The 24,967-nt window shown below is 68.0% G+C and carries 20 protein-coding genes; 15 read left to right on the plus strand and 5 right to left on the minus strand.

Going from position 1 to position 24,967, the window contains the following annotated elements; all coding sequences use genetic code 11:
* The first annotated feature begins 26 nt into the window (after positions 1 to 26).
* From AC1RMY_RS19250 to AC1RMY_RS19295, 10 genes are all read left to right on the plus strand, one after another.
* Complete coding sequence (locus AC1RMY_RS19250) at positions 27 to 1,076, plus strand: ABC transporter substrate-binding protein (RefSeq protein WP_492867238.1); 1,050 nt, start codon at positions 27 to 29, stop codon at positions 1,074 to 1,076.
* A gap of 20 nt (positions 1,077 to 1,096) precedes the next feature.
* Positions 1,097 to 2,161 (plus strand): ABC transporter ATP-binding protein, encoded by a 1,065-nt coding sequence (locus AC1RMY_RS19255; protein WP_492867240.1) that lies wholly within the window; start codon positions 1,097 to 1,099, stop codon positions 2,159 to 2,161.
* Positions 2,158 to 3,036, plus strand: a complete 879-nt coding sequence (locus tag AC1RMY_RS19260) for an ABC transporter permease (protein WP_492867241.1) — start codon at positions 2,158 to 2,160, stop codon at positions 3,034 to 3,036. The genes AC1RMY_RS19255 and AC1RMY_RS19260 overlap by 4 nt, the downstream gene beginning before the upstream one ends.
* Before the next feature lie 12 nt (positions 3,037 to 3,048).
* Positions 3,049 to 3,843 (plus strand): ABC transporter permease, encoded by a 795-nt coding sequence (locus tag AC1RMY_RS19265; RefSeq protein ID WP_492867243.1) that lies wholly within the window; start codon positions 3,049 to 3,051, stop codon positions 3,841 to 3,843.
* Between the two features lie 95 nt (positions 3,844 to 3,938).
* Positions 3,939 to 5,987 (plus strand): hydantoinase/oxoprolinase family protein, encoded by a 2,049-nt coding sequence (locus tag AC1RMY_RS19270; protein ID WP_492867245.1) that lies wholly within the window; start codon positions 3,939 to 3,941, stop codon positions 5,985 to 5,987.
* Positions 5,988 to 6,011: 24 nt separating this feature from the next.
* Entirely contained in the window at positions 6,012 to 7,712 is a 1,701-nt protein-coding gene (locus AC1RMY_RS19275; protein WP_492867247.1) for a hydantoinase B/oxoprolinase family protein, read from the plus strand.
* Entirely contained in the window at positions 7,709 to 8,734 is a 1,026-nt protein-coding gene (locus AC1RMY_RS19280; protein ID WP_492867249.1) for an Ldh family oxidoreductase, read from the plus strand. The genes AC1RMY_RS19275 and AC1RMY_RS19280 overlap by 4 nt, the downstream gene beginning before the upstream one ends.
* A 118-nt stretch (positions 8,735 to 8,852) precedes the next feature.
* Positions 8,853 to 9,893 (plus strand): ABC transporter ATP-binding protein, encoded by a 1,041-nt coding sequence (locus tag AC1RMY_RS19285; protein ID WP_492867542.1) that lies wholly within the window; start codon positions 8,853 to 8,855, stop codon positions 9,891 to 9,893.
* Positions 9,890 to 10,879, plus strand: a complete 990-nt coding sequence (locus AC1RMY_RS19290) for an ABC transporter ATP-binding protein (RefSeq protein ID WP_492867250.1) — start codon at positions 9,890 to 9,892, stop codon at positions 10,877 to 10,879. Before AC1RMY_RS19285 ends, AC1RMY_RS19290 begins: the two co-directional genes overlap by 4 nt.
* A 27-nt stretch (positions 10,880 to 10,906) precedes the next feature.
* A complete protein-coding gene (locus AC1RMY_RS19295; protein WP_492867252.1) occupies positions 10,907 to 12,376 on the plus strand; it encodes an alkaline phosphatase family protein in 1,470 nt (489 codons plus the stop codon).
* 196 nt (positions 12,377 to 12,572) lie between these two features.
* On the opposite strand, the gene AC1RMY_RS19300 is transcribed toward AC1RMY_RS19295, so the two are convergent.
* The 5 genes from AC1RMY_RS19300 to AC1RMY_RS19320 all read right to left on the minus strand — a co-directional run bounded on the left by AC1RMY_RS19300 (position 12,573) and on the right by AC1RMY_RS19320 (position 17,992).
* Complete coding sequence (locus tag AC1RMY_RS19300; RefSeq protein WP_492867253.1) at positions 12,573 to 14,153, minus strand: ABC transporter substrate-binding protein; 1,581 nt, start codon at positions 14,151 to 14,153, stop codon at positions 12,573 to 12,575.
* Between the two features lie 67 nt (positions 14,154 to 14,220).
* Positions 14,221 to 14,991 carry a glycerophosphodiester phosphodiesterase gene (locus tag AC1RMY_RS19305; protein ID WP_492867254.1) on the minus strand — a complete coding sequence of 257 codons (771 nt, stop codon included), beginning with the start codon at positions 14,989 to 14,991 and terminating at the stop codon, positions 14,221 to 14,223.
* 3 nt (positions 14,992 to 14,994) lie between these two features.
* Positions 14,995 to 15,876, minus strand: a complete 882-nt coding sequence (locus AC1RMY_RS19310) for an ABC transporter permease (RefSeq protein WP_492867256.1) — start codon at positions 15,874 to 15,876, stop codon at positions 14,995 to 14,997.
* Positions 15,876 to 16,817 carry an ABC transporter permease gene (locus AC1RMY_RS19315; RefSeq protein ID WP_492867258.1) on the minus strand — a complete coding sequence of 314 codons (942 nt, stop codon included), beginning with the start codon at positions 16,815 to 16,817 and terminating at the stop codon, positions 15,876 to 15,878. Before AC1RMY_RS19315 ends, AC1RMY_RS19310 begins: the two co-directional genes overlap by 1 nt.
* A gap of 71 nt (positions 16,818 to 16,888) precedes the next feature.
* Complete coding sequence (locus tag AC1RMY_RS19320; RefSeq protein ID WP_492867260.1) at positions 16,889 to 17,992, minus strand: LacI family DNA-binding transcriptional regulator; 1,104 nt, start codon at positions 17,990 to 17,992, stop codon at positions 16,889 to 16,891.
* 164 nt (positions 17,993 to 18,156) lie between these two features.
* Between AC1RMY_RS19320 and AC1RMY_RS19325 the strand changes: the two genes are divergently transcribed.
* Genes AC1RMY_RS19325 through AC1RMY_RS19345 form a run of 5 tightly spaced genes read left to right on the plus strand, consistent with a single transcriptional unit; the run spans position 18,157 to position 24,922 of the window.
* Entirely contained in the window at positions 18,157 to 19,449 is a 1,293-nt protein-coding gene (locus AC1RMY_RS19325) for an ABC transporter substrate-binding protein (RefSeq protein WP_492867261.1), read from the plus strand.
* A gap of 6 nt (positions 19,450 to 19,455) precedes the next feature.
* The gene (locus AC1RMY_RS19330; RefSeq protein WP_492867262.1) at positions 19,456 to 20,481 is read left to right on the plus strand and encodes a carbohydrate ABC transporter permease; all 1,026 of its coding nucleotides are present in this window, start codon (positions 19,456 to 19,458) and stop codon (positions 20,479 to 20,481) included.
* A complete protein-coding gene (locus AC1RMY_RS19335) occupies positions 20,478 to 21,530 on the plus strand; it encodes a carbohydrate ABC transporter permease (protein ID WP_492867264.1) in 1,053 nt (350 codons plus the stop codon). The genes AC1RMY_RS19330 and AC1RMY_RS19335 overlap by 4 nt, the downstream gene beginning before the upstream one ends.
* The gene (locus AC1RMY_RS19340; RefSeq protein ID WP_492867266.1) at positions 21,527 to 22,591 is read left to right on the plus strand and encodes an ABC transporter ATP-binding protein; all 1,065 of its coding nucleotides are present in this window, start codon (positions 21,527 to 21,529) and stop codon (positions 22,589 to 22,591) included. The genes AC1RMY_RS19335 and AC1RMY_RS19340 overlap by 4 nt, the downstream gene beginning before the upstream one ends.
* Before the next feature lie 54 nt (positions 22,592 to 22,645).
* Entirely contained in the window at positions 22,646 to 24,922 is a 2,277-nt protein-coding gene (locus tag AC1RMY_RS19345; protein ID WP_492867268.1) for a glycoside hydrolase family 31 protein, read from the plus strand.
* Positions 24,923 to 24,967 lie beyond the last annotated feature (45 nt).

The raw sequence follows: 24,967 nt of genomic DNA on the forward strand, positions 1-24,967 counted from the left end.
CCGCGCAACAACAGAGGGGATAGACCATGCAGACATCCACCAAGCTCGCCGTCGCCTTGGCGCTGGCCACGGGCCTCACCACGCAGGGCGCGTTCGCGCAGCAGCAGACCGTCACCGTCATGGCCTATTCCGGCCTGTTCCAGGAGCGCTACACCAAGGCCGTGATCGAGCCCTTCATGAAGGCCAATCCCGGCATCAAGATCGAGTACTTCCCGATGCCGAACTCGGCCCAGATGCTCGGCAATCTGCGCGCCCAGAAGGCTGCGCCCCAGGCCGACGTCGTCATCATGGACGTGTCGGTCTCGAAGGCCGCCACCGACGAGAAGCTGCTCGTCAAGATCGACGACAAGGTCTCGAAACACGTCGCCGACCTCTATCCGAACGCCCGCATCCCCGATGTCGACGGCGTCGCCGTGACCTTCGACAACCTCGTGATGCTCTACAACACCGACGCGGTGAAGGAGGCTCCCAAGAGCTGGATGGATTTCACCAAGCCGGAGTTTAAGGGCAAGGTCGCGATCCCCGGCATGCCCGATATCCAGGGCTTGTCGCTCGTGCTGATCATGGACAAGGCGCGCGGCGGCACCGACTACCTCAAGAGCGTCGACAAGGGCATCGCGGCATTGGGCGAGATCGCGCCCAACGTGCAGACCTGGGAGCCCAAGCCCGAGGTCTACGTCACCATCATCTCCGGTCAGGCAACCGTCGGCGCCGGCTGGAACGCCCGCGCTCAGGTCAACACCGACATCTCGAACGGCAAGCTCAAGGCCGTGCTGCCGGCGGAGGGCTCGGCCTTCCAGATCAACACGATCAACTATGTCGCGGGCGGCCCCGGCAAGGATGCCGGCGCCAAGTTCATCGACTACGCGTTGTCGCCCGAGGCCCAGAAGGCCTTCACCGAGAGCATGTTCTACGCCCCGACGAACGCCAAGGCGCAGATTTCGGAGGCCGCGATCGCACGCACCGCGGTGAAGTCGATGGACAAGGTCATCCCGATCGACTGGATCGCCCTCGCCAAGGTCCGCGAGCCGATCATGGAGCAGTGGCGCCGCAAGGTGATCCCGCTGAGCCGCTGAGCCGGGAAGGACAGACCGTCATGAGCGATCCTAGCATGGCACGAGGCCAGGGCTTTCTCTCCATCCGGGGGCTGACCAAGCGCTATGCCGGCTTCACGGCGGTCGACAACTTCGATCTCGATGTTCCCAAGGGCGAGCTCGTCGCGTTTCTTGGGCCTTCGGGCTGCGGCAAGACCACCTCGCTTCGCATGATCGCCGGCCTCGTGCCGGCGACTTCGGGGCGCATCGTCGTCGGCGGGCAGGACCTCACCACGGTCCAGACCCACCGACGCGACATGGGCCTGGTGTTCCAGAGCTATGCGCTGTTCCCGCATATGAGCGTGGCGAAGAACGTCGCCTTCGGTCTCGAGATGCGCAAGGTTCCGAAGGACGAGATCGCCAGGCGCGTCAAGGAAGCGATCGCGCTGGTGCATCTGACCGGCAAGGAGGAACACCGGCCGGCGCAGCTTTCGGGCGGGCAGCAGCAGCGCGTGGCGCTGGCGCGCGCGCTCGTGATCCGGCCCTCGATCCTGCTCTTCGACGAGCCGCTCTCCAATCTCGACGCCAAGCTGCGCGACGAGATGCGCAACGAGATCCGCGACATCCAGCAGCGGCTCGGCATCACCGCGATCTTCGTGACGCATGACCAGAGCGAGGCGCTGACGATGTGCGACAAGGTCGTGGTCATGAACCAGGGCCGGCTCGAACAGTTGGGCACGCCGGTCGATCTCTATGAGCGTCCGAAGACCGCCTTCGTCGCAAGCTTCGTCGGCCGCACCAACCGCCTGAAGGCCATGGCGAAGGACGGCTTCGCCGATTTCGCCGGCCAGCGTGTCGCAGCCCCCGCCGGCCTGTCCGGCCCGGTCGAGGTGATGGTCCGGCCGCATCGCGTCGCCCTGGCCCCGGCCGGCGGCGAGGGCGTCGCTGGGACGGTCGCACGCGCGATCTTCGCGGGCGACATCCTGCAATACGACATCGACGTCGCCGGGCAGACCGTCTCGGTCGAGCTCGCGACGCGCGGCGGCGAGACCGTGCTCGCACCGGGAACGGCGGTCGCCCTGTCGTGGCGGCCGCAGGACGTCTTCGTCTATGGGGCGGCGGCGTGAGCGCGGCCATCACCATGCCGGCGCCCGTTGCCCTGCCACGCTCGAGCGGGCTTGCGCTGGTCGTCGCCCTGATCGCGCCGATCGCGCTGGTCAACGCCTTCGGCTTCCTCGCGCCGGTGCTCAATCTCGCGCGGATGTCCTTCTACGAGGTCGAGCCCACGGGTGCGATGCGCGAGGCCTTCTCGCTGGCGACCTGGGCCAAGGTCGTCGCGGACACCTTCTATGCCGAACTGATCGTCAACAGCATCACGGTCAGCCTCGGGATTACCCTGCTGACGCTGGTCTGCTCCTATCCGATCGCGCTCTATCTGCACCGCTCCAGCGGCACCTGGAAGACGATCCTGCTCGTGCTGGTGATCTCGCCGCTGCTGACCTCGGCGGTGGTGCGGACCTATGGCTGGATCGCGATCCTCTCGGAGAACGGCCTCGTCAATAACCTGGTCTCCGGCTTCGGCCTCGAGCGCCTGCGGCTGATGTTCAACAAGACCGGCGTGGTCATCGGCCTCACCGAGATCCTGATGCCCTACATGATCCTGGCGCTGCTCGCCGGCTTCGGGCGGCTCGATCCGCGCGTCGAGGAGGCGGCCTCGACGCTCGGCGCCCCGCCCCTGACCGTTTTCCGCCGCATCATCCTGCCGCTGACGCTGCCGGGTATCGCGCTCGGCTGCCTGCTCTGCTTCGTGCTGGCGGTGTCATCCTTCATCACCCCCAAGCTGCTCGGCGGCGGGCGCGTCTTCCTGCTCGCGACCGAAATCTACGACCAGGCGATCGTGACGCTGAACTGGCCGCTGGCCGCCTCGCTCTCGATCCTCGTGCTCGTGATCTTCGGCGCCGCGCTGGTGCTCTACACCCGCGCGCTGCGCGCGATCCTTTGAGGGAGGCCGATCATGGATGAACGTCCCGTCTCCCCTGCCCTGAAGCTGCTGGCGTTCCTGATGTTCGCCTTCCTGCTGGCGCCGCTGATCGTCGTCGTTCCGATCTCGTTCTCCGGCGACAGCTACATGATGTTCCCGCCTTCGAGCTGGAGCGTGAAATGGTATCCGGCGATCTTCGACGATGGGAAGATGACCGCCGCCTTCTGGACGAGCCTGCTGCTGGCCTGCGTCGTCACGGGCTTGAGCCTCGTCATCGCCTTGCCAGCGGCCTTCGCGCTGGTGCGGCTGAAGCCGCGCGGGGCGGAGGCGCTCTCCAGCCTCTTCACCGCGCCGCTGCTGCTGCCGACGATCGTGCTGGGCCTCGCCATCCTGATCGTCTTCGCCCGCTTCGGCCTGCTCGCGACCTTCCCCGGCCTCGTCGCCGCACATCTCGTGGTGACGCTGCCCTATGCGCTGCGCGTGCTGGCCACCGCCCTGTCGACGCTGCCGATCGCGGTCGAGGAGGCCGCGTCGACGCTCGGCGCCTCGCCCTTCACCGTCTTCCGCCGGATCACGCTGCCGATGATGAAGTCGGGATTGATCGGCACGACGGCGCTGTGCTTCCTCGTCTCCTTCGACGAGGTCGTGCTGTCGCTGTTCATGACCGGCCCGCGAATCCAGACGCTGCCGGTTGCGATGTATCACCATGTCGAGCAGCAGGCGGACCCGCTGGTGGCGGCGCTCTCCGTGCTCCTCGTCGTGCTCACCCTTCTCGTCGTGCTCGTGGTCGACCGGACCTCGGGCCTGGCCAAGACCTTCGTGAAATGAGCAGGCCGGACAAGCACTAGCTCGAACTGAATACTGCCTTCTGACCAACCCGACCCGCTCGCCACGCGCGAGCGGGAACACTGGAGCCTTGCCTGATGGATCAGGACATCCGCATCGCCGTCGACATCGGCGGCACCTTCACCGACATCGAGATCCTCGATGCGACCTCCGGCGCGATTCACCAGATCAAGACGCCGAGCACGCCGGCCGATCCCTCGATCGGCCTGCTGACCGGCATCAGGCAGGCCTCGGAGCGGTTCGGCTTCCCGCTGGAGGCGGTGCAGTACCTGCCGCACGGCACGACCATCGCGACCAATGCCGTGCTCGAGCGCAAGCTGCCGCTCGCCGCCATCGTGACCACGGCCGGCTTCGAGGACGTCATGCAGATCGGCCGCCATGGCCGCACCGATGTCTATGCGATCACGCTCGCCCAGCCGGAACCGCTGGTAGCGCGGCGCTTCTGCTTCGGCGTGAAGGAGCGCGTCAATGCCGCCGGCGAGATCACCGTGCCGCTCGACGAGGCCGGTGTGCGCCGCATCGCGGGCGAACTCGCCAAGGCCGGCGTGAAATCGGTCGCGGTCTGCCTGCTGCACGCCTATGCCAACCCGTCGCATGAGCGGCGGGTCGGCGCGATCCTCTCCGAGCTGCTGCCGAATGTGGCGATCACGCTCGCCTCCGATATCTCGCCGGAGATCCGCGAATATGAGCGGATGTCGACGACCGCGCTCAACGCCATGCTGGTGCCGATCGTCCAGCGCTACACCGACCGGCTCGCCGGACGGATGAAGGAGGAATTGCCGGAGGCGCAGGTCTATCTGGTCCAGTCGAATGGCGGCGTCTCCGGCCTCGCCAAGGCCGGGCGCGAGCCGGCGCGGCTCCTCCTGTCGGGCCCGAGCGGCGGCGCCGCGGCGGCGAAGCGTCTTTCGGCCGAACTCGACGAGCCCAATCTTGTTGCTGTCGACATGGGCGGCACCTCCTTTGACGTCTCGGTCGTGCATGACGGCGCGGTCTCGATGGTGAACGAAGGCGAGGTCGACGGGCTGCCCGTGCGCCTGCCGATGATCGAGATGCGGACGATCGGCGCCGGCGGCGGCTCGATCGCCTGGGTCGACGAAGGCGGACGCCTGCGCATCGGCCCGCATTCGGCCGGCGCCGATCCGGGCCCGGCCTGCTATGGCAAGGGTGGAACCAAACTCACCGTCACCGACGCCAACCTCCTGCTCGGTCGCCTCGACGGGGCGAGCTTCATGGGCGGCGCGATGCCGCTCGACCGACAAGCGGCGCAGAAGGCCGCCGAGGAGATCGCGAGCCGGCTCAACCTCTCGGTCGATCAGGTCGCGGCGGGCGTCGTCGATGTCGCCAATTCGGCGCTGGCGACAGCGACGCGGCTCTCGCTTTTCGAGAAGGGCATGGATCCCGAGGATTTCGCTCTGCTCTCCTTCGGCGGCGCCGGCGGCGTCCATGCCTGCGAGGTCGCGGAGGAGCTCGGCATCCGCCGCGTGATCTTCCCGGCCCATGCCTCGACGCTCTCGGCCTGGGGCATCCTCTGGTCCGACATCGCCCATGACCTCAGCGCCACGCAGATCGGCCTTTTCGCCGATCTCGCTCCCCGCCTCGGCGACATCGCCGCGCGCCTCGTCGCGGAAGCCCGGCAATTGCTGACCGAGGACGGCGTCGCGGAAGCCGCGCAGGGCTTCGAATGGGCGGTGGACCTGCGCTATGCCGGCCAGGCCTTCGACCTGCGCGTCGCGCTCGACGATGCCGACTTCTCGCCGGCCGGCGTCGCCAAGGCGACCGTCGGCTTCCATGCCCTGCACCGCCAGCGTTTTTCCTATGACGAGCCGGAGGTCCCGGTTGAGATCGTGGCGCTGAGGCTGAAAGCGGTCGGCCGCCTCGCCAAGCCGGTGCCGGCGCAGGACATCGAGGTTAAGGCCAATGAGACCGCGCCGACCCGGCCTGTCCATGGCCGTCATGGCGCGGTCGCCACCCCGGTGCGCGAGCGCGACGCGATCAGCCGCACGACATCTGTCGCGGGACCGGCCATCGTCGAGGAGCCCTACACCTCGATCTATCTCCCCGCCGGCTGGACGATCCTGACCCATGCGTCGGGCGCCCTCATCGCCGACCGCGCCGACAGCCACTGAGGTTTAAAGACCATGACGAAACACATGACCGATCTTCAGCCGGCCATCGACCCGATCCGCCTCGAGGTCATCCGCAACGCGCTGGTCGCGGCCTCCGAGGAGATGAGCATCACCATCTGGCGCACCAGCCGCTCGACCGTGGTGCGCGAGATCCTCGACTTCTCGACCGCCGTCTTCGACGCGGAAGGCAACAACATTGCCCAGTCGGCGCGCATCCCGGTCCATCTCAACTCGATGTCGGACTGCCTGCGCACGATCCTCGACCGGTTCATTCCGCTGGAACAGTGGAACGATGGCGACGTGATCGTCACCAACGATCCCTATTCCGGCGGCCAGCATCTGCCGGACATCCAGACCTTCCGGCCGGTGTTCGTGGATGGTCGGCGCGTCGGCATCGTCGGCACGCTCTGCCACCATGTCGATGTCGGCGGCGCGGCTGCCGGCAGCTACTACGCCGCCGCGACCGAGGTCTTCCAGGAGGGCATCCGCATCCCGCCGCTGCGCCTCGTCGACAAAGGCGTGCTCAACACCGGCGTCTTCGAGATGCTGCTGCACAATGTCCGCCAGCCCGACGAGACGCGCGGCGACCTCAATGCGCAGATCGCCGCGCTCGGCATCGGCGAGCGCGCGGTTGCGCGCATGGCCCGCAAATACGGCACGGATTCGCTGGCCGCCGCGATGGCTGCGATCCTCGACGGCTCCGAGGCGATGATGCGCACCGGGCTGAAGGCGCTGCCGGACGGCGAGGCCTCCTTCGTCGAGCTCGTCGACGATGACGGCCAGTCCGACGAGCCGATCAGGCTGGCGGTGAAGATCACCAAGACCGGCGACCGCATCGCGCTCGATTTCGAAGGCTCGAGCCGCCAAGTCAGCGGCCCGGTCAACAACACCCGCGCCATGACCTGCTCGGCGGTCTATTACGCGCTGCTCGCCGCGCTCGGCGGCGACATCCCCGCCAATTCCGGCTGCTATCGGCCAGTCACCGTGACCTTGCCCGAGGGTAGCGTCGTCGACGCGGAGTTCCCGGCTCCGGTGGCAGGCCGCATGGTGATCAACCACCGCATCGCGATCGCCGTCTTCGGGGCGCTGGCCGAGATCGCGCCGGCTCGCATCCCCGCGGCCTATTACGCGATCTCCTATGTCTATGCGCTTCAGACGGTCGGCCGGAAGGGCAAGGGCCAGGTCTATTTCGACATCGAGGTCGGCGGCTGGGGCGGCCATGCCGGCGGCGACGGCGCGAGCGCGCTCTCCTGCGGCCTGCACAACAACACCAATGCGCCGATCGAGATGGTCGAGGCGAAATATCCGGTGACCTTCACGAAGTACGGGCTGATTCCGGATTCGGGCGGAGCCGGGCAGTTCCGCGGCGGCCTCGGCCTCGTCAGGGCATGGCGGCTGGAATCGGATGCCGGCAAGCTCGGCGCGCATTTCGAGCGCTTCAAGTTCCCGCCGCATGGCGTCCATGGCGGCCAGCCGGGCTCGCTCAGCAGCATGACGATCACGCGCTCCGACGGCTCGCGGACGCCGCTACGCTCGAAGATCTCCGGTATTCCGCTGAAGCGCGGCGACGTCGTCACCATCGAGACCTCGGGCGGCGGCGGCTTCGGCGACCCGCTGAAGCGCGATCCGCAGCGCATCGCCAAGGACCTCGCCGACGGCATGATCAGCCCCGAAAAGGCCGTCTCGCTCTATGGCTACTCGGACCAGATGGGAGCCCTCGCATGAGCGATCATCGCCCAGTGGACGGCGTGCATCTGAGCCTCGCGGAGGTCGAGGCGCTGACCCGGCGGGCGCTCACCGCCTGCGGCGTCGATGCGCGCAACGAGCCCGCGATCACCGCCTCGGTGGTCGCGGCAGAAGCCGAAGGCATCCACAGCCACGGCCTCGCGAGGCTGCCGACCTATTGCGAACATGCCAAGGTCGGCAAGATCGACGGCAAGGCACGGCCGGTGCTCGACAGCCCCCGACCCGGCCTTGTCCGCGTCGACGCCAAGGGCGGCTTTGCCCATCCGGCGATCGATTTCGGGCTGCCAGCCCTGTGCGAGGCGGCCAAGGCGCAGGGGATCGCGGCGCTCGCGGTGACCAATTCCTATAATTGCGGCGTCGTCGGCTACCATGTCGAGCGGCTGGCCCGCGAAAGGCTGCTGGCGCTCGCCTTCGTCAATGCGCCGGCCTCGATCGCACCGATGGGCGGCACGAAGCCGGTCTTCGGCACGAACCCGATCGCGCTCGCGGTGCCGCGCGCCGGGGCCGATCCGCTGGTGCTCGACCAGTCGTCGAGCGTCGTCGCCAAGAGCGAGATCGTCGTCCACCAGCAGCGCGGCGAGCCGATCCCGCTCGGCTGGGCGCTGGACCGCGCCGGCAACCCGACCACCGATCCGCAAGCGGCTTTGGCGGGCGGCACGATGGTTCCCGCCGGCGGCTACAAGGGCGCGGGGCTGGCGCTGATCGTCGAGATCTTCGCGGCCTGGCTGACCGGTGCCAATCTCTCGATCGACGCCTCGTCCTTCGCCGACAATCTCGGCGGCTCGCCGCGCACGGGCCAGTTCTTCATCGCGATCGATACCGGCGCGATCGCAGGTCCGGACGCGGCCGAGCGGCTGGAGCGGCTGTTCGGCGCCATCACGGCTCAGGACGGCGCGCGCCTGCCGGGCGGGCGGCGCAGCCAGGCGAGGCAGCGAACGGCGACGGAGGGCATCACCATCCCCAAAGCCCTGCACGAAAAGCTGCTGCGCTACGCCGCCTGAGCAACGAGCGGACATGACCGTCACAAGACGGTCATCAGCCGGCCTGTATGCCACGCGGATGGCATCCTCCCCGGCTCATCGCAGCGACGGCACCCTGCCGCGCGGCCTGGCGACAGGCATCGGCGCATCCGCAAGCCCCTTGCTGGCTCTGCGGGATTTCAGCGTGGCCTTTCGGGGCCGGGACGGCCTGGTGCCGATCGTGCGCGGCATCGACCTTTCTCTCGCGCCGGGCGAGGCGCTCGGCATCGTCGGCGAATCCGGCTGCGGCAAGAGCGTGACATGGCTGGCGGCGCTGCGCCTACTCGGGCGCGGCGTGACGACGAGCGGCGAGGCGCTGCTGTCGGGGCGAGACATCACCCGCCTCTCCGAACGCGAGATCGCCGGCATCCGCGGCGGGCGCATCGGGCTGATCTTTCAGGACCCTACCAGCTCGCTGAACCCGGTGCAGCGGATCGGAACGCAGCTCGCCGAAGTGCTGCGGCTGCATCGCGGTCTGCGCGGCGAGGCGGCTCGCACCGAGTCGCTGCGCCTGCTCGATCGCGTCGGCATCGCCGATGCGCCGCGCCGGCTGAAGCAGTATCCGCACGAATTCTCCGGCGGCATGAACCAGCGCGTGATGATCGCGCTCGCGCTCGCGGGCGAGCCCGACGTCCTCGTCGCGGATGAGCCGACCACCGCGCTCGACGCGACGATCCAGGCGCAGATCCTCGACCTGATCCGCGAGATCCGCCGCGACACCGGCATGGGGCTCGTCCTGATCTCGCACGACATCGGCGTCGTCGCCGATCTCTGCGATCGCGTCTGCGTGATGTATGCCGGCCGCGTCGTCGAGACGGCGGCGACGCAGGACCTGCTGACGCGCCCGCGCCACCCCTATACGCAAGGCCTGCTCGCCGCCCTTCCGACACTCGACGGACCTCGCGTCCGGCTGACGCCGATCCCTGGCACCGTGCCAGCCCCCGACGCGATGCCCCCCGGTTGCGCCTTCGCGCCGCGCTGCCCGAACGCCCTCGAAGGCTGCGGCGCCGAAATCCCCTCGCTCGTTCTCGCCGCGCAGGACCAGCGGGCCGCCTGCCTGCGGCTCGGCGAGACCATTGCGACCTCTGGCAAGCTGTCGCCGGCTGTCCCCGCAAACTCATTCGCGGAGGCCCCAAGGTGAGCAACCTACTCGAAGTCAGCGATCTCGTGCGGCACTACCCCGTCGCGACAGCCGGCGGCCAGCGCCGCCTGCTGCATGCCGTCGACGGGGTGAGCTTCCGCCTCGCGACTGGGCGCACGCTCGGCATCGTCGGCGAATCCGGCTGCGGCAAATCCACCACCGCCAAGCTCGTGCTCGGCCTTCTGCCAGCGACGCACGGGCGGATCGAACTCGCCGGAGAGCCCGTGACCGCGACCCGCGACCGGGCCTGGCGGGCTATGCGCAAGCGGATGCAGATGGTGCATCAGGACCCGCTGGCCGCGCTCGACCGGCGCCTGCCCGTCGGCGAACAGGTGATCGAGCCCTTGACCATCCACGACATCGAGGCCGATCCAGCCACCCGCCGAGAAAAAGCACTCGCCCTGTTCGAGGCGGTCGGCCTGCGGCCCGATCTTTTCCAGCGCTATCCGCATGAGCTTTCCGGCGGCCAACGCCAGCGCGTAGTCCTGGCCCGCGCCCTCGTGCTCGGCCCTGAACTGCTCGTCTGCGACGAGCCGATCTCGGCGCTCGACGTCTCGGTCGCGGCACAGGTCATCAACCTCTTGCAGGATTTGCAGGCCCGCTTCGGCATGGCCTATCTCTTCATCAGTCACGATCTCAAGGTCGTCCGACAGATCGCCGACGAGGTCGCGGTGATGTATCTCGGGCGCATCGTCGAACAGGGGCCGCCCGAGGCGCTGTTCCATGCGCCGGCGCATCCCTACACGCAGGCGCTCGTGTCGGCCGTGTCGACGCCGCTCCGCGGCACGCGCGAGCGCATCATCCTGCAAGGCGACCCGCCCAATCCGGTCGACCGCCCGGCCGGCTGCGCCTTCCATCCGCGCTGCCCGCGCGCCATCGCGCGCTGCCGCGAGGAAGCGCCGACCTTACGCCCGACGATGGACGGACGTCTCGCCGCCTGTCATTTCGTGCCTTCGGCTGCTCCCACTGTCGCGGCCGCCGCCTGACCTTCTCTCACCGCTGGATAAAATCCCATGGCACATGACGACAAGCCCACGGCCGACCGCGTCATCGTCGCGGTCTTCGACGGCTTACGCCCCGATCTGCTGACGCCCGAGCTGACGCCGAACATCCTCCGGCTCGCCGCGCGCGGCACCTGGTTCCGGCAGGCCCGCAGCGTCTTCCCCTCGGTGACGCGCGTCGCGACGACCTCGATCGCGACCGGCGCCCCGCCCGGCGTCCACGGCATCGTCGGCAACGCCTTCTACCACCGCGCCGCCATCGCGGACCGAATCTTCGACACCAGCGACGCCTCACAGATACGCCGGGCCGAGGCCCATCACGACGGCCGACTCGTCGCGGTCGACACGCTCGGCGATGTGCTCGCGCGGGCCGGGAAGCGCCTCGCCGTGGTCCATACCGGCTCGGCAGGCTCGGCGCATTTCATCAACCCGCGCGCCCGCGCCAACGGACACTGGACCTTCTCCATGCATGGCGCAGAGGCGACGCAGACGCCCGAAGCCGTGCAAGCCGCGCTCGCCCTGCTCGGCCCGCTGCCTGAGCGCGAACTGCCGCGCATCGCCGAGCTAGGCTATGGCGGGCGGCTGATGACCGAGCATGTGCTGCCGAAGCTTGCGCCCGATGTCGCGCTGATCTGGTTCAACGAGCCCGACACCACCTTCCACTACAAGGGTCTGGGCTCGCCCGAGGCGAAGGCTGGGCTCCAAGAGGCGGACCGCGCCTTCGGGACGATCCTCGACTGGGTCGAGGCCCAGCCCGATGCCGAGCGCATAGCGGTGATCGCGGCCTCCGACCATGGCCAGATCTCGACGGGATCGATCGAGCCGCTGTTCGACGCGGCCCGGCAGGCCGCCTTCGATGTCGGCACGAGCAAGGAAATCGGCGATGCCGCCTTCATCGCGACGGGCGGAATCAGCGGCGAAATCCGGCTGCGCGAGGGCGACGGGGCCGCGATTGCCCGCATCGCGCAATGGCTGATGGAGCAGCCTTCGGTCGGCCATGTCTTCTCGCACGCAGCCAACGAGGTCGAGGGCGAGGTCGAGGGAACGCTGTCGCTCGGGCTGATGGGCAATGGCCATGCCGAGCGCCAGCCGGACCTGATGTTCATCCTCAGATCGGAGCTCGCGGCGGACCAGTACGGGCTGCCGGGCCTGGGCGCTATGACGCCGGGAGACGTGCCGCTCGGCGGCGGGATGCATGGCGGCATCAACCCGCATGAGCTGAACACGGTGCTGATCGTCGCCGATGGCGAAGGCAGTGGCGCCGTCTCGCAGGAGCCGGCCGGCATCATCGACATCACACCGACGGTACTGGGGCTGCTCGGCCTCGCCCCGGCCGCGTCGATGGTCGGCCGCAATCTGATGCACCCTGCGCGCGAGGAAGCGCGCACCAGCCGCCACTCGACCGGCGCGGGCGGCTTCACCCAGCATGTCGACATGGTCGAGCAGGACGGCCGCCGCTTCATTCTCGGAGGCGGGCAGTAGCCTCGGGCGAGGCAACCGCGGAACAGCCCTTCTCCCCTCGTGGGAGAAGGTGGCAGCGCGCAGCGCTGACGGTTGAGGGGGCGCTGTGACCTCTCCGCCGAACGCGACGCCAACGGGAAAGCGCAGCGCGCCCCCTCATCCGCCCCTGCCGGGGCACCTTCTCCCGCGAGGGGAGAAGGGAAGGCGCGGGCCGCCCTCAACCCTTCGCGAACGTCAGGTTATCCGGGCGCAGGTCCATGAAATAGAAGGTCGTCGGGCGCCAGGCGATCGACTTCTTGATCGCATAGGCCTCGCTCGGCTGGTAGAGGATCGTGGCCGGGGCCTCGTCCTCGAAGATGTCGAGCATCTGCGTGAACAGCGCCTTGCGCCTGGCCGGGTCGGTTTCGGCTTCGAGCGCAGTGCCTGCGGAGTTGAAGGCGGCAGTGGAGGTCCAGAACTTCGAGACCTGGATTTCGCCGGCCGGTCCCCAGGCCACCCAGATCGCGCCGAGCGGATCGGGCAGGCGCGTCGAGTTCGACCAGTTGAAGATCTGCACGCCCGGCCCGCGCAGCTGGGCCGAGTTTTCGACCACCTGCAGCGAGGCGTTAATGCCGACGGCCTTCCACTGCTCGACCAGGATCTGCGCGGCTTCCAGCGCATTGGTGTAGTAGTTCGCCATCGTGCGGTAGACGATCGGCTCGCCCTTGTAGCCGGCTTCCTTGAGCAGCGCCTTCGCGCGCGCCGGATCGTAGGGCAGCTTGCGACCCTCGACGAACATCTGGCCGTATTCGGGATAGTTGTGGCCCTGCGGCACCTGGGCCGTGCCCTGCCAGAGGGAGTCGACCAGCTTCTGGCGGTCGATCGCGCAGGAGAGCGCCTGGCGCACGCGCTTGTCGGCGAGCACCTTGTCCTGCTCGTTGAAGGCCAGCACATGGACGTTCGCCAGCACGACCGAACGCACGTCGATGTCCTTGTAGTCGCCGACGACGCCCATCTGGTCGGGCGGGACGTTGGTGATCAGGTCGTAGTCGCCTGCGACGAGGCCGGCGACGCGGGCGGCGAGTTCCGGCACGCGCTTGAAGGTGACGCGCCTCGCTGTCGGCTTGCCCATGAAGTAGTCTTCGAAGGCTTCGAGCACGGTCGCCTCGGCGGCGGAGTGCGAGACGACGCGATAGGGGCCGGTCGCAACGGGCTTGCGCGAATAGGCCTCGAAGCCCATCGCCTCATAGGCGCGCTTGTTGACGATCCAGGCGCACCAGGAGGCAAGGCGCTGCTCGAGCAGCACATCGGCCACTTTCGTCTTGAAGCGGACGGTATAGCGGTCGATCGGCTCGACGCTGGCGAGCACGCCGAAATAGGCCTTGCCGCCGGGGATCTGCGCCTTGTCGCCCCAGAGGCGGCCGTCGCGGAAGGTGTAGGCGACGTCCTCGGAGGTCAGCTCGTCGCCATTGTGGAACTTGACGCCCTCGCGCAGCGTGACGACGAGTTCCTGCGGCGAGACGCGCTCCCACTTCGTCGCGAGATGCGGCTTGAGTTCCGAGCCGCCGCCATCGGCGCTGCCGAGGAAGTCGCGCCGGATCAGCGTGTCGAAGATCGAGTAGGTGACGCGGGTGCCGACATTGGAGAGCTCGCGCGCCGGCTCCAGCGTCGCCGGCAGGTCGGCGACCGCGACGGTGAAGTTCGGGCGGTTCGCTTGCGCTGAGGCCTGCGGCGCCTGGGCGAAGGCCTGCGGCGCCGCGAGCAGGGCGGAGACGGCTGCGGCGCCTTCCAAGAGTTGGCGGCGGGAGATGACGGTCATGGCTGTCCTCGCAAAAGGCGGCGAACGGAGCCGGCCAAGGACCGCCCCGCGATCGTGCTGCCTTGCCTCAGCTTGACGACAGGGCCGTGACAGGGCGCGCCGCCAACAGCAGGCGCGGATCGTCGAGCATCACGGCGTCGGGACCCAGCGCCACGACCCGCTCCATCCCGTCGGCATCGATCCGGCCAACCGGGAATGGCGGATAGCCCGGCTCGGCAACGGAACGCGGCTGGCCAACCATGATCGCGACCCGTAGTCCGGCAGCGCGGGCGGCGGCGACCCGCTGGGGCGTCGCCACGCCCTGCCAGAGCCGGAACCAGCCGGCGCCGGCGGCGCGGGCCGCCTCGGCGCAATCGGGATCCGGCACCAAGGCTAGAATGGCGATGTCGGGGTTCAATGCACGCGCCGCCGCGATCAACGCGATCTCTCGCAGGCCGAGCAGGCTGCGCCCCATCGCGCCGCCTGCCTCGAAGGCTGCGAAAATCCGCGGCAGCAAGGCCGGTTCGTCAAGCTTGACGTCGAGCAGCAGGCCGAGCGGCGCCGAGGCCGCAATCGCCTCGTCGAGCGTCATCATGGCCGGAACCAGGGCCTGCAAGGTCGCAAGATCGGTCTCGGCAACGCGGCGCGGATCGCCGGCGATGCGGGCGAGATCGGCATCGTGCAGGCAAACGAGCGCTCCATCCGCACTCAGGCGCAAATCGGTCTCGACGAGGTCCGCGCCGATCGCTGCGGCGGCGCGGAAGGCTTCCGCCGTGTTCTCAGGCGCCAGCAGCGCGCCGCCGCGATGGGCGATGGCGAGGGGCAGCCGACCGATCGGCGCGCGCGGGTCGAAGGCCATCGCTTAGTTCCGCTCGCTCGTCGGGTCGAAGCGATCGCGCAGCCAGTCACCGAACAGGCTCATCGACAGCGTCGTCAGGAAGATCGCGAGGCCGGGGAAGACCGCGATCCACCAGGCGTTGAGGAGATAGCGCCGCCCCTCCCCCAGCATCAGGCCGAGCGAGGTGCCGGGCGGCTGCACGCCGAGCCCGAGGAAGGAGAGCGAGGTTTCCAGCAGGATCGTGCCAGGGAAGTTCAGCGTCGCCTGCACCACCAGCGCCGCGACGATATTGGGCAGCAGATGGCGCAGAATGACGCGCGAGGTCGATGCGCCCAAAGCCTCGACGGCGTTGATGTAGTCGCTTTCCTGCTCGGAAACGACGAGGCCGCGCGCCAGCCGCGTATAGCGGTCCCAGCCGTCGATGCTGACGAGGACGATGAAGAGCAGGATGTTGTTGCCGAAGAAGGCCAGCATGGTCAGCGCCAGGAACAGCGCCGGGATCGCCGCCTGGGCATCGACCGCCATCATGATGGTCTGATCCGTGATACCCCGGAAACGCGCCGCGACGAAGCCGAGCAGCGTGCCGAAGACCGCGCCGATCAGCGTTCCCAGCACCGCGATCAGGATCGAGGTCCGAATCGCGAAGATCAGCCGGCTCAGGATATCGCGGCCGAGCTGGTCGGTGCCGAGCCAATAGGTCGTGCCGCCGCCTTCGAACAGCGGCGGCTTCAGCCGGGCGGCCAGGTTCTGGGTGGTGTAGTGGATCGGGGCGAGCCAGTCGGCGAGCAATGCGACGAGCACGACGAAGACCAGAAAGCCGGCCGAAAGCTTCACCACGGGCGACATTGTGCCAGCGCGGTTGCGCGCCTTCGGCGCCGGCACAGAGAGAGCGTCGAGACTCGCCATCACGCGCTCTTTCCCGAAGCGCGCGCGAAGCCGCCTAGGCGCGGATCGATCAGGATATGGAGGATGTCGACCAGCAGATTGGCGCAGACCATGATCACCGTGATCGTCAGGATCACCGCCTGGACGACCGCGAGATCGCGCGTCGAAACCGAATCCACCAGAAGCCGGCCGACGCCCGGCCAGGCGAAGATCGTCTCGACCACGGCGCTGCCGGCGAGGATGCCGCCGATCTCGATGCCCAGGAACATGAGCAGCGGCACCGAGGCGTTGGGCAAGGCGTGCCGCAGGATGACCGCGAGCGGCAGCACGCCACGACCGCGTGCCGCCCGGATGAAGGGCTTGCCCAATACCTCTAGCGTCGAGGTGCGGGCGAAGCGTGCCAGACGCCCCGCCAGCGGCAGGCCGAGCGTGACCATGGGCAGGATCAGATGCCACGGCGTCTCGGAGCCGGCGGAGGGCAGGACGCGCAGCTTCAGCGCGAAGAGCAGGATCAGCAGGATGCCGAGGAAAAAAATCGGGATGGCGTAACCGAACACGGCGGAGGCCATGGCGAGCCGGTCGATCGCGCTGTTGTGGCGCAAGGCCGCGAGCACGCCGAGCGGCAGGCCGATCAGGAGCGCGAGCATCAGCGCGCTGGAGCCGAGCAGGAAGGTCTTGGGCAGCGCCTCGACAACAGCGTCGAAGGCCGGCCGGTCGTCGGCGAAGGAGAGGCCGAAATCGCCGCGGGCGACGCTGGCGAGATAGCGCCCATATTGCTCGATGAGTGGCCGGTCGAGCCCCCAGAGTTCGCGGTAATAGGCGCGCACATCCGGCGGCGTATCGATCGAGAGCATGATGTCGGCGGGATCGCCCGCCATGCGCAGCGCGACGAAGACGGCCGAGACGCAGATCAGCACGGTCAGCAAGGCGCGCGCGAAGCGAAAGGCCAGGAACTGAAACATCGACGGTCGGAATCCGCTTTGCCGTGAAAGGCTCCGCTTTTGCGGACGGATTCATGACAGGTTGATGACTTCTACCTCTTGCCGATCTGCACCGTGCCGACGGCGGGCCGGGCAGCGGCGTCGGGCTGGCCCCAGGACGGCGGCACCTCATGCGGCACATGGACCTCGCTGGTCGCGGCCCCGCTCCAGAGCGACTGCAACTGCGCGACCACGTGGCAACCGAAACTCTCATAGGGAATTCGGATCGAGGTGAGCCAGGGTGCGATCCAGGCGTTGATGGCATTGCCGTCGATGCCAACGAGCCGGCAGCGCTGCGGGATCGGCACGCCGTGCTCCACCGCCAGCCGATAGGCGCCATAGGCGATCATGTCGCTGACGCAGAGCGCGCCGCGCGGCCAGCCGCCCTCGCGCACCAGCATGCCGGCGGCGGCATAGCCGACCTCGATATGCGAGAGGCCGGGGCCGATCGCCCGCCGGATCGCATCGTCGGGTACGCCGCGCGCCGCCAGCCGCTCGATGAAGCCGGCCGCACGCTCCGCGGTGCTCGAGACGTTCTGCTGCGCCATCAGAACGGCCGGACGATCGATGCCGCAGCCGAGCAGGAAATCGGCGACATCGGCACCGGCCTTGCGGTTGTCGATGCCGACATAGGCGCCGCCGCCGAGGGGGTTGCGCCGCGCCACGAAGACGGTCGGGTCGCCGCGCCGCAGCGTCTCCTCCAGCCCCTTGCTGCTGACCGCGCTGACCATGACATAGCCGGCAACGAGTTGCGCCCGCATCGCCCGCAGATAGTCGTCCTGCAGTTCCGCCCGGTCATGGGTGTCGCAGAGGATCATGACGAAGCCGGCATCGCGCAGCGCGGACTCGACGGAGACGGCGATCGCGGCCATGGCTGGATTGTCGAGATTGGGCGCGAGCATCGCGACGACGCGGCTGGCGCGATGGCGCAACGCCCGGCCCACGGAGTTCGGCCGGTAGCTCAGCCGCGCGATCGCCTCCTCGACGCGCGCGATGGTTTCGGCCGAGGCACGCCCGGTCTTACCGTTGACGATGCGCGAGACGGTCGCGACCGAGACGCCGGCGTCCCGCGCCACCGTCGCCAGCGACGCCGCGTGCTTGCGCGATGCTCCCGATGGCGGCCTCGCCGCTTGAGGTCTTGCCGATTTGCCCGTCATCGCCGTGCCGGTTCTCCCCGGGCGCCCCTGCGGCCTGTCCGCACAAAAAGCCGGGCACCCCAGCAATGCTACCGAATGGGGGCGTTGACAAGTTAGGCAAACGTTTGCCTTAGTGCCGGCCAAGGCGTCCAGGAACGCCGGACAACATGCAGGGATGAACGCAGATGCAGAGCAGACACTGGATTTCCGCGCTCGTGCTCACGGCCGGCCTCTCGACGGGCCTCCTGGCCAGCAGCACGGCCTTCGCCCAGACCACGGTGCGCATCGCCTGGTATTCCGACGGCAATGAGGGCGAAGTCGTCTCCGACCTGCTGAAGCGCTTCGAGGCGCAGAACAAGGACATCAAGGTCGTCCTCGACCAGGTGCCCTACAAGGCGATCACCGAGAACCTGCCGGTCCAGCTCGCCTCGGGCCAGGGTCCCGACATCGCCCGCGTCGTCGATCTCGGCGGCATCGCGCGCTACGCGCTGGATCTGCGGCCGCATCTCAAGGACGCCGCCTATTGGGAGAAGAATTTCGGTCCCTTCCTGCCCTGGATGCGGACCGCCGGCGACGACAAAGCCATCACCGGCTTCATGACGCAGCTCACCGTGACCGGGCCGCTCGTCAACAAGACTCTGTTCGAGCAGGCCGGCATCGCGATGCCCGGCGCCAAGGCGAGCTGGGAAGACTGGGCGAAAGCCGTGAAGGAGGTCGCCACCAAGACGCAGGCGCCCTTCCCGCTCGCGATGGACCGCTCCGGCCACCGCTTCTTCTCGGTCGCGATTTCGGAAGGCGCCAAGGTCTTCGACGCCAAGGGGGAGCCGGCCGTCATCGACGACGGTTTCAAGCGCGGGGCGCAGCTCGTCTACGATTGGCACAAATCAGGCGTGATGGCCAAGGAGCTCTGGGGCTCGGTCTCGGGTGCGGCCTATCGCGGCGCCAATGACGAGTTCAAGAACGCCCAGGTGGTGATGTACCAGTCGGGTTCGTGGCAGATCGCCCAGTTCGACAAGACGGTCGGCAACGCGTTCGACTGGGTCGCGGTGCCCTCGCCCTGCGGCGTCGCCGCCTGCACCGGCATGCCGGGCGGCGCCGGTCTCGTCGCGATCAAGGCGACGAAGAACCCCGAAGCCGTCGCCAAGGTGATGGAATATCTCGCGAGCGAGCCCGTTCTGAGTGAGTTCTATGCCCGCTCGCTGTTCGTGCCCGGCCATCTCGGCATCGCCGCCAAGGGCGTCGACTACAAGGATGCGAGCCCGCAGGCGCGCGCAGCCCTCAAGGTCTTCTCCGACCAGGTCGCGAACCTCTCGCCGGTCGCTTTCAAGCTGCAGGGCTATGTCAACAACCGCATCATCTTCAATGCGGTGATCAGCCGCGTCGGCCAGGCGATTTCGGGCGAAACCAGCCTCGACGAGGCCTATAAGCGCATCGCCTCGGACATCGAGCAGCAGATCGCCGAGCGTAACAAGAAGTAAGGACGCATGGCTTCCGCCGAACCAGCCGCCCGGCAGGGCGAGAACGCCGGCGTCGCACGCTTCGCCGCCGCGCCGCTCGCCCTGCTGATGCGGGCCCTCGACTGGCCGATGAGCGCGCTGCAGCGCCTCATCGGCGAGCGGCGGATGGCCTATGCCTTCCTGCTGCCGAACATCGCCTTCTTCGGCCTCTTCGTCTTCCTGCCGCTGATCATCAACGTGGTCTTCTCGGTGACCGGCGGGGCGGAGCTGTTCCCGTCGCAGCGGCCGTTCGTCGGCGGCCAGCAATACGGTTACCTGTTCGACTGCGGCTCCTTCCTCGATCCCGGCTCCTGCCGCGAGGACCATTTCTGGCGCGGCGTCTACAACACCGCCCGCTTCACCCTGTTCCAGGTCACGGCGATGGTGCTGTTCTCGCTGGTGACTGCGGTGGTGCTGAACATGCGCATCAGGGCGCGCGGCTTCTTCCGCGCGGTCTACTTCTTCCCGGTGCTGCTCTCGCCGGTCGTGGTGGCGCTGACCTGGAAGTGGATCCTGCAGCGCGACGGCCTGCTCAATGCTGCGATCACCGGCCTGGGCGGCGAGCGCATCCTGTTTCTGGTCGACCCGTCATGGGCGATGTTCTGGATCGTCTTCGTCTCGATCTGGGCCCATATGGGCTTCTACACGCTGATCCTGCTCGCGGGGCTCCAGGCGATCCCCGCCGATCTCTACGAGGCCGCCGAGATGGATGCGACGCCGCGCTGGCGCGTGTTCTGGCGCATCACCCTGCCGCTGCTCTGGCCCAACATGATCGTCGTGATCGTGCTGGCGCTGATCAAGGGCGTGCAGACCTTCGACGAGGTGTTCGTGCTGACCGGCGGCGGACCGGGCACGGCCACGCTGATGGTCGTCCACTACATCTATGAGACGGCGTTCTCGAACCAGGTCCAGAATTTCGGACTGGCGGCGGCGGCCTCCGTCGTGCTCGGCATCGTGCTCTTCGCGCTGACGTTGGCGCAGCTGGCGGCCAGCAGCCGGAAGGGGTCGGCATGAGCCTCGTGACCAAGCTCGCCACCGCCCGCCGCAACCCAGGCCGCTGGCATTGGACCGACATCGCGGCCTATGCCTATCTCGCCTTCGGCGTCATTCTGATGTTCGGGCCGGTGCTGTGGCTGGCGCTGTCCTCGTTCAAGACGCAGGCGGGGCTGCTCGAGTTTCCGCCCTCGCTTTTGCCGATGTCTCAGAAGGAGGTCGTGGTTCCCGGCCATCCGCAGCCGCTGCCGCTGTTCGAGGTGACGATGCCGGACGGAACGACGCGCGTGCTCGCGCAGGTCCGGCGCATCGGCATCCAGGCGCAGATGGTCGATCCCGCCAACCCGGCGGAGACGGTTCGCGTGCCGATCGACAAGCGGACGCCCGTGCGCGGCTTCAAGCTCGCCACCGAGAACTATACCGAGCCGCTGGAGCGCTTCGCCTTCACGCGCTTCCTGTGGAACTCGGTCTTCGTCACGGTGATGGCGACGATCATCACGCTGATCATCAACTCGATGGCGGCCTATGCGCTGTCGATCTACGAATTCCGCGGCAAGAACACCGTCATGCTGATGGTGATCGGCACGCTGATGATCCCGATCACGATCATCCTCGTGCCCGTCTATCTGGTCGTCACCGAGCTCGGGCTGGTGAATTCGCTCTGGGCGGTCATCCTGCCGGGCGCTGCGACGCCGACCGGCGTCTTCCTGCTCAGGCAGTACATGCTGACGCTGCCGCGCGACCTGATCGAGGCGGCGCGCATGGACAAGGCCTCGGAGTGGCAGATCTACTGGCGCATCGTGATGCCGCTCGCCATGCCGGCGCTCGCCGTGCTCGCGATCTTCTCGGTGATGTGGCGCTGGAACGAGTTCCTCTGGCCGCTCGCCGTCCTGACCAAGACCGAATCCTACACGCTGCAGATCGGCCTCAACGCCTTCCAGGGCGAGCTCCAGACGCAGTGGCACTACCTGCTCGCGATGACGGTGGTGACGCTGCTGCCGGTCGCCCTCGTCTTCGTCTTCCTGCAGCGCTTCATCACCACCGGCATCGCCAATACGGGCATGAAATGAGCGAACTCAGCCTTTCCGGCGTCCGCAAATCCTTCGGCGGGACGCATGTCCTGCATGGCATCGACCTCACCGTCGCGGACGGCGAATTCGTCGTCTTCGTCGGCCCCTCGGGCTGCGGCAAGTCGACCCTGCTGCGGGTCATTGCCGGCCTCGAGGAGGTGACGGACGGCACGGTCGCGATCGACGGCACGGACGTGACCGGCCTGCCGGCTTCCGAGCGCGGCCTCGCCATGGTGTTCCAGTCCTATGCGCTCTATCCGCATATGAGCGTCTACAAGAACATGGCCTTCGCGCTGGAGAATATGGGCCTGGCGCGCGACGAGATCGACAAGCGGGTCCAGCGCGCGGCAGCGATGCTGCGGCTCACCGACTATCTCGAACGCAAGCCCAGGGCGCTCTCGGGCGGCCAGCGCCAGCGCGTCGCGATTGGCCGCGCCATCGTGCGCGACCCCAAGATCTTCCTGTTCGACGAGCCGCTCTCCAATCTCGATGCCGAGCTGCGCGTCGCCACACGCAAGGAACTTGCCGCGCTGCATGCCGAGCTCGGCGGCACGATGATCTACGTCACCCACGACCAGGTCGAGGCGATGACGCTGGCCGACCGGATCGTCGTGCTGCAGGGCGGCAAGATCGAGCAGATCGGGACGCCGCTCGACCTCTACAACCGGCCGGACAACCTCTTCGTCGCCGGCTTCATCGGCTCGCCGCGGATGAACCTGCTGCCGGGAACGGTGGCACGCGTCGGCTTCGTGAGGCTCGGCGAGGGCGGCCACGAGGTCGCCTGCGAAACAGGGGCGCTGGCGTCCGGCGCCGCTGTGACGCTCGGCGTCCGGCCCGAACACCTGTCGCTTTCGGAGGGCCAGGGACTGCCGCTGTCGATCGACCTCGTCGAGCGCCTCGGCGGCGAGAGCTATCTCTACGGCGCCTCGCCGGGCCTGCCGCAGGTCACGCTCAAGCTCGACGGCCAGAGCGGTCATCAGCGGGGCGAGACCGTTCCGCTCGCCTTCCCGCGGCAGAGCCTGCACCTCTTCGACGCGGCGGGCAAAGCGGTCAGGGTTTGAACATGCGCGCGGCCAGCCCGGGCGATTGAAATCTAGGCATTCGGAGACGACGTTATGAAAGCCCTCACGCAAGGCCGTTATCTCGGCCGCGATGGCGAAGCCGCCCTGTTCGATGTCGGCCTCGGCGCGACGATCGCGGTGCGCATCCTCGAAGGCGATATCGGCCGGGTGACGCTGAAGCCGCAGGACGGCTACCGGCTCGACCGCGGCTGGTCGATCGCGCCCGGCGGGCTGGAGCCCAGCTACGAAGGCCGCCCGCGCGACGATCTCTCCGGCTTCGCCGTTCCGAAAGCGGCCGTGACGGAGACGGATGGCAAGGTCGCGCTCTCGGCCGGCGATCTCACAGCCGAGGTGACGCTCTCGCCCTTCGGCATCGCCTGGCGCCGCGCCGGCGAGCACAAGCCCTTCCTGCAGGATCGCACCACCCAGGCCTACCTGATCTCGCCACACACCGGCGCGGTCGCGCATTTCATGGCCCGCGACTACACCGAGCGGCATTACGGCCTCGGCGACAAGGCCGGCCCGCTCGACCGCACCGGTCGGCGCTTCGCCATCGACGCCGTCGACCCCTGCGGCTTCGACGCGGAACTGTCCGACCCGCTCTACAAGATGCTGCCCTTCTTCATCGTCGACGGTCCGGCCGGCGCACATGGCGTCTTCTACGACAACCTCTCGACCGGCAGCGTCGATTTCGGCTGCACGCTCGACAATTACCATGGCCTGTTCCGCTCCTGGAAAGGCGATGACGGCGATCTCGACTATTACGTCATGGCCGGCCCGAGCGTGCCGGACGTGGTCAAGCGCTTCTCCTGGCTAACCGGCGGGCAGGCCTTCGCGCCGCTCTGGTCCTATGGTTTCGGCGTGACCTCGATGGCGATCGCCGACGCTCCCGATGCCGATGCGCGGATCAGCGACTTCATCGGCAAGCTCGCGACCCATCGCATCCCCTGCGACAGTTTCCATTTCGGCTCGGGCTATACGCAGATCGGCCATCGGCGCTACGCCTTCAATTGGAACCGCGACAAGTTTCCGGATCCGAAGGCGACGATGAAGCGTCTGAACGACGCCGGCATCTTCACCGTCGCCAATCTCAAGCCCTGCCTGCTCGACGACCATCCACGCCTGAAGGAGACGCTCGATGGCGGCTTCCTGGTGAAGGACGGGCAGACCGGGGAGCCGGCCGTCGCCCAGTTCTGGGACGGTCTCGGTTTCCACCTCGACTACACCAACCCGAAGGGCCGGGCCTGGTGGCGCAACGGCATCGAGACGGCGCTGCTCGACTATGGCTTCACCACCGTCTGGAACGACAACAACGAATACGAGATCTGGGACGAGGACGCGGTCTGCGACGGCGACGGCCGCCCCTTCCGGCAGGCGCTGGCGCGCCCGGCGCAGGCGCTGCTGATGACGAAGCTCTCCTATGAGGCCCAAGCCGCGCGCGAGCCCGGCAAGCGCCAGTATTCGATCACGCGCGGCGGCTGCGCCGGCATCTCGCGCTATGCCCAGACCTGGTCCGGCGACAACGAGACCGCCTGGAAGACGCTGCGCTACAACCTGACGCAAGGTCTCAATATGAGCCTGTCGGGGATGTTCAGCATCGGCCACGATGTCGGCGGCTTCCATGGCCCGACGCCCGGCCCCGAACTGTTCGTCCGCTTCAACGAGTTCTGCGCGCTCTGGCCGCGCATGGTGATGAACTCCTGGAACGACGACGGCGTCGTCAACCTGCCCTGGATGTATCCGGAGATGGTGCCGCTGGTGCGCGCCGCGCTGTCGCTGCGCTACCGGCTGATGCCCTATCTCTACACGCAGATGTGGCGTGCCAGCCGCGACGGCATCCCGGCGGTGCGCCCGCTGCTCTACGACTTTCCGCAGGATGCGACCGCGGTGAAGATCGACGACGCCTTCATGCTCGGGCCGGACGTGCTGGTCGCGCCGGTGCTGGAGGAAGGCGCGCTGGAGCGAAGCGTCTACCTGCCCGCCCATCCCGGCGGCTGGTATGACTGGCATGAGAAGAAGCATCATGCCGGCGGCGCCTTCGTGACGGTCGCTGCTCCGCTCGGGCGCCTGCCGCTCTTCGTCAGGGCCGGCGCGCTGATCCCGCTCGGTGACGAGGCCGGCATCAGCGAGTTGCGCGAACTCCTGGTCTGCGGGCTTGTCGAGGGCGCGAGCGGCGAGCTCTACGAGGACGACGGCGAGACCGCCGACTGGCGTGGCGATGGTGCGACACTCATCCGGTTCAAGGTGCTAGGCGGCGAGATCGAGATGGCGCAGGAGGGCGGCCAGCCCCTGCCCTTCGACAGGATCGCGATCCGGCAGATCCAGGACTGACGGCCGGCGAGCGCGAAAGTCGGCGGCAGCGCGCCGCCGACCACT

This window comes from Allobosea sp. GW822-FHT03F07, assembly GCF_058801345.1.

Bases quoted from the DNA above. Each gene is read 5' to 3' on its own strand.
- AC1RMY_RS19250 (WP_492867238.1), top strand. From the start codon at position 27: ATGCAGACATCCACCAAGCTCGCCGTCGCCTTGGCGCTGGCCACGGGC.
- AC1RMY_RS19255 (WP_492867240.1), top strand. From the start codon at position 1,097: ATGAGCGATCCTAGCATGGCACGAGGCCAGGGCTTTCTCTCCATCCGG.
- AC1RMY_RS19265 (WP_492867243.1), top strand. From the start codon at position 3,049: ATGGATGAACGTCCCGTCTCCCCTGCCCTGAAGCTGCTGGCGTTCCTG.
- AC1RMY_RS19270 (WP_492867245.1), top strand. From the start codon at position 3,939: ATGGATCAGGACATCCGCATCGCCGTCGACATCGGCGGCACCTTCACC.
- AC1RMY_RS19275 (WP_492867247.1), top strand. From the start codon at position 6,012: ATGACCGATCTTCAGCCGGCCATCGACCCGATCCGCCTCGAGGTCATC.
- AC1RMY_RS19280 (WP_492867249.1), top strand. From the start codon at position 7,709: ATGAGCGATCATCGCCCAGTGGACGGCGTGCATCTGAGCCTCGCGGAG.
- AC1RMY_RS19295 (WP_492867252.1), top strand. From the start codon at position 10,907: ATGGCACATGACGACAAGCCCACGGCCGACCGCGTCATCGTCGCGGTC.
- AC1RMY_RS19300 (WP_492867253.1), bottom strand. From the start codon at position 14,153: ATGACCGTCATCTCCCGCCGCCAACTCTTGGAAGGCGCCGCAGCCGTC.
- AC1RMY_RS19305 (WP_492867254.1), bottom strand. From the start codon at position 14,991: ATGGCCTTCGACCCGCGCGCGCCGATCGGTCGGCTGCCCCTCGCCATC.
- AC1RMY_RS19310 (WP_492867256.1), bottom strand. From the start codon at position 15,876: ATGGCGAGTCTCGACGCTCTCTCTGTGCCGGCGCCGAAGGCGCGCAAC.
- AC1RMY_RS19315 (WP_492867258.1), bottom strand. From the start codon at position 16,817: ATGTTTCAGTTCCTGGCCTTTCGCTTCGCGCGCGCCTTGCTGACCGTG.
- AC1RMY_RS19320 (WP_492867260.1), bottom strand. From the start codon at position 17,992: ATGACGGGCAAATCGGCAAGACCTCAAGCGGCGAGGCCGCCATCGGGA.
- AC1RMY_RS19325 (WP_492867261.1), top strand. From the start codon at position 18,157: ATGCAGAGCAGACACTGGATTTCCGCGCTCGTGCTCACGGCCGGCCTC.
- AC1RMY_RS19330 (WP_492867262.1), top strand. From the start codon at position 19,456: ATGGCTTCCGCCGAACCAGCCGCCCGGCAGGGCGAGAACGCCGGCGTC.
- AC1RMY_RS19335 (WP_492867264.1), top strand. From the start codon at position 20,478: ATGAGCCTCGTGACCAAGCTCGCCACCGCCCGCCGCAACCCAGGCCGC.
- AC1RMY_RS19340 (WP_492867266.1), top strand. From the start codon at position 21,527: ATGAGCGAACTCAGCCTTTCCGGCGTCCGCAAATCCTTCGGCGGGACG.
- AC1RMY_RS19345 (WP_492867268.1), top strand. From the start codon at position 22,646: ATGAAAGCCCTCACGCAAGGCCGTTATCTCGGCCGCGATGGCGAAGCC.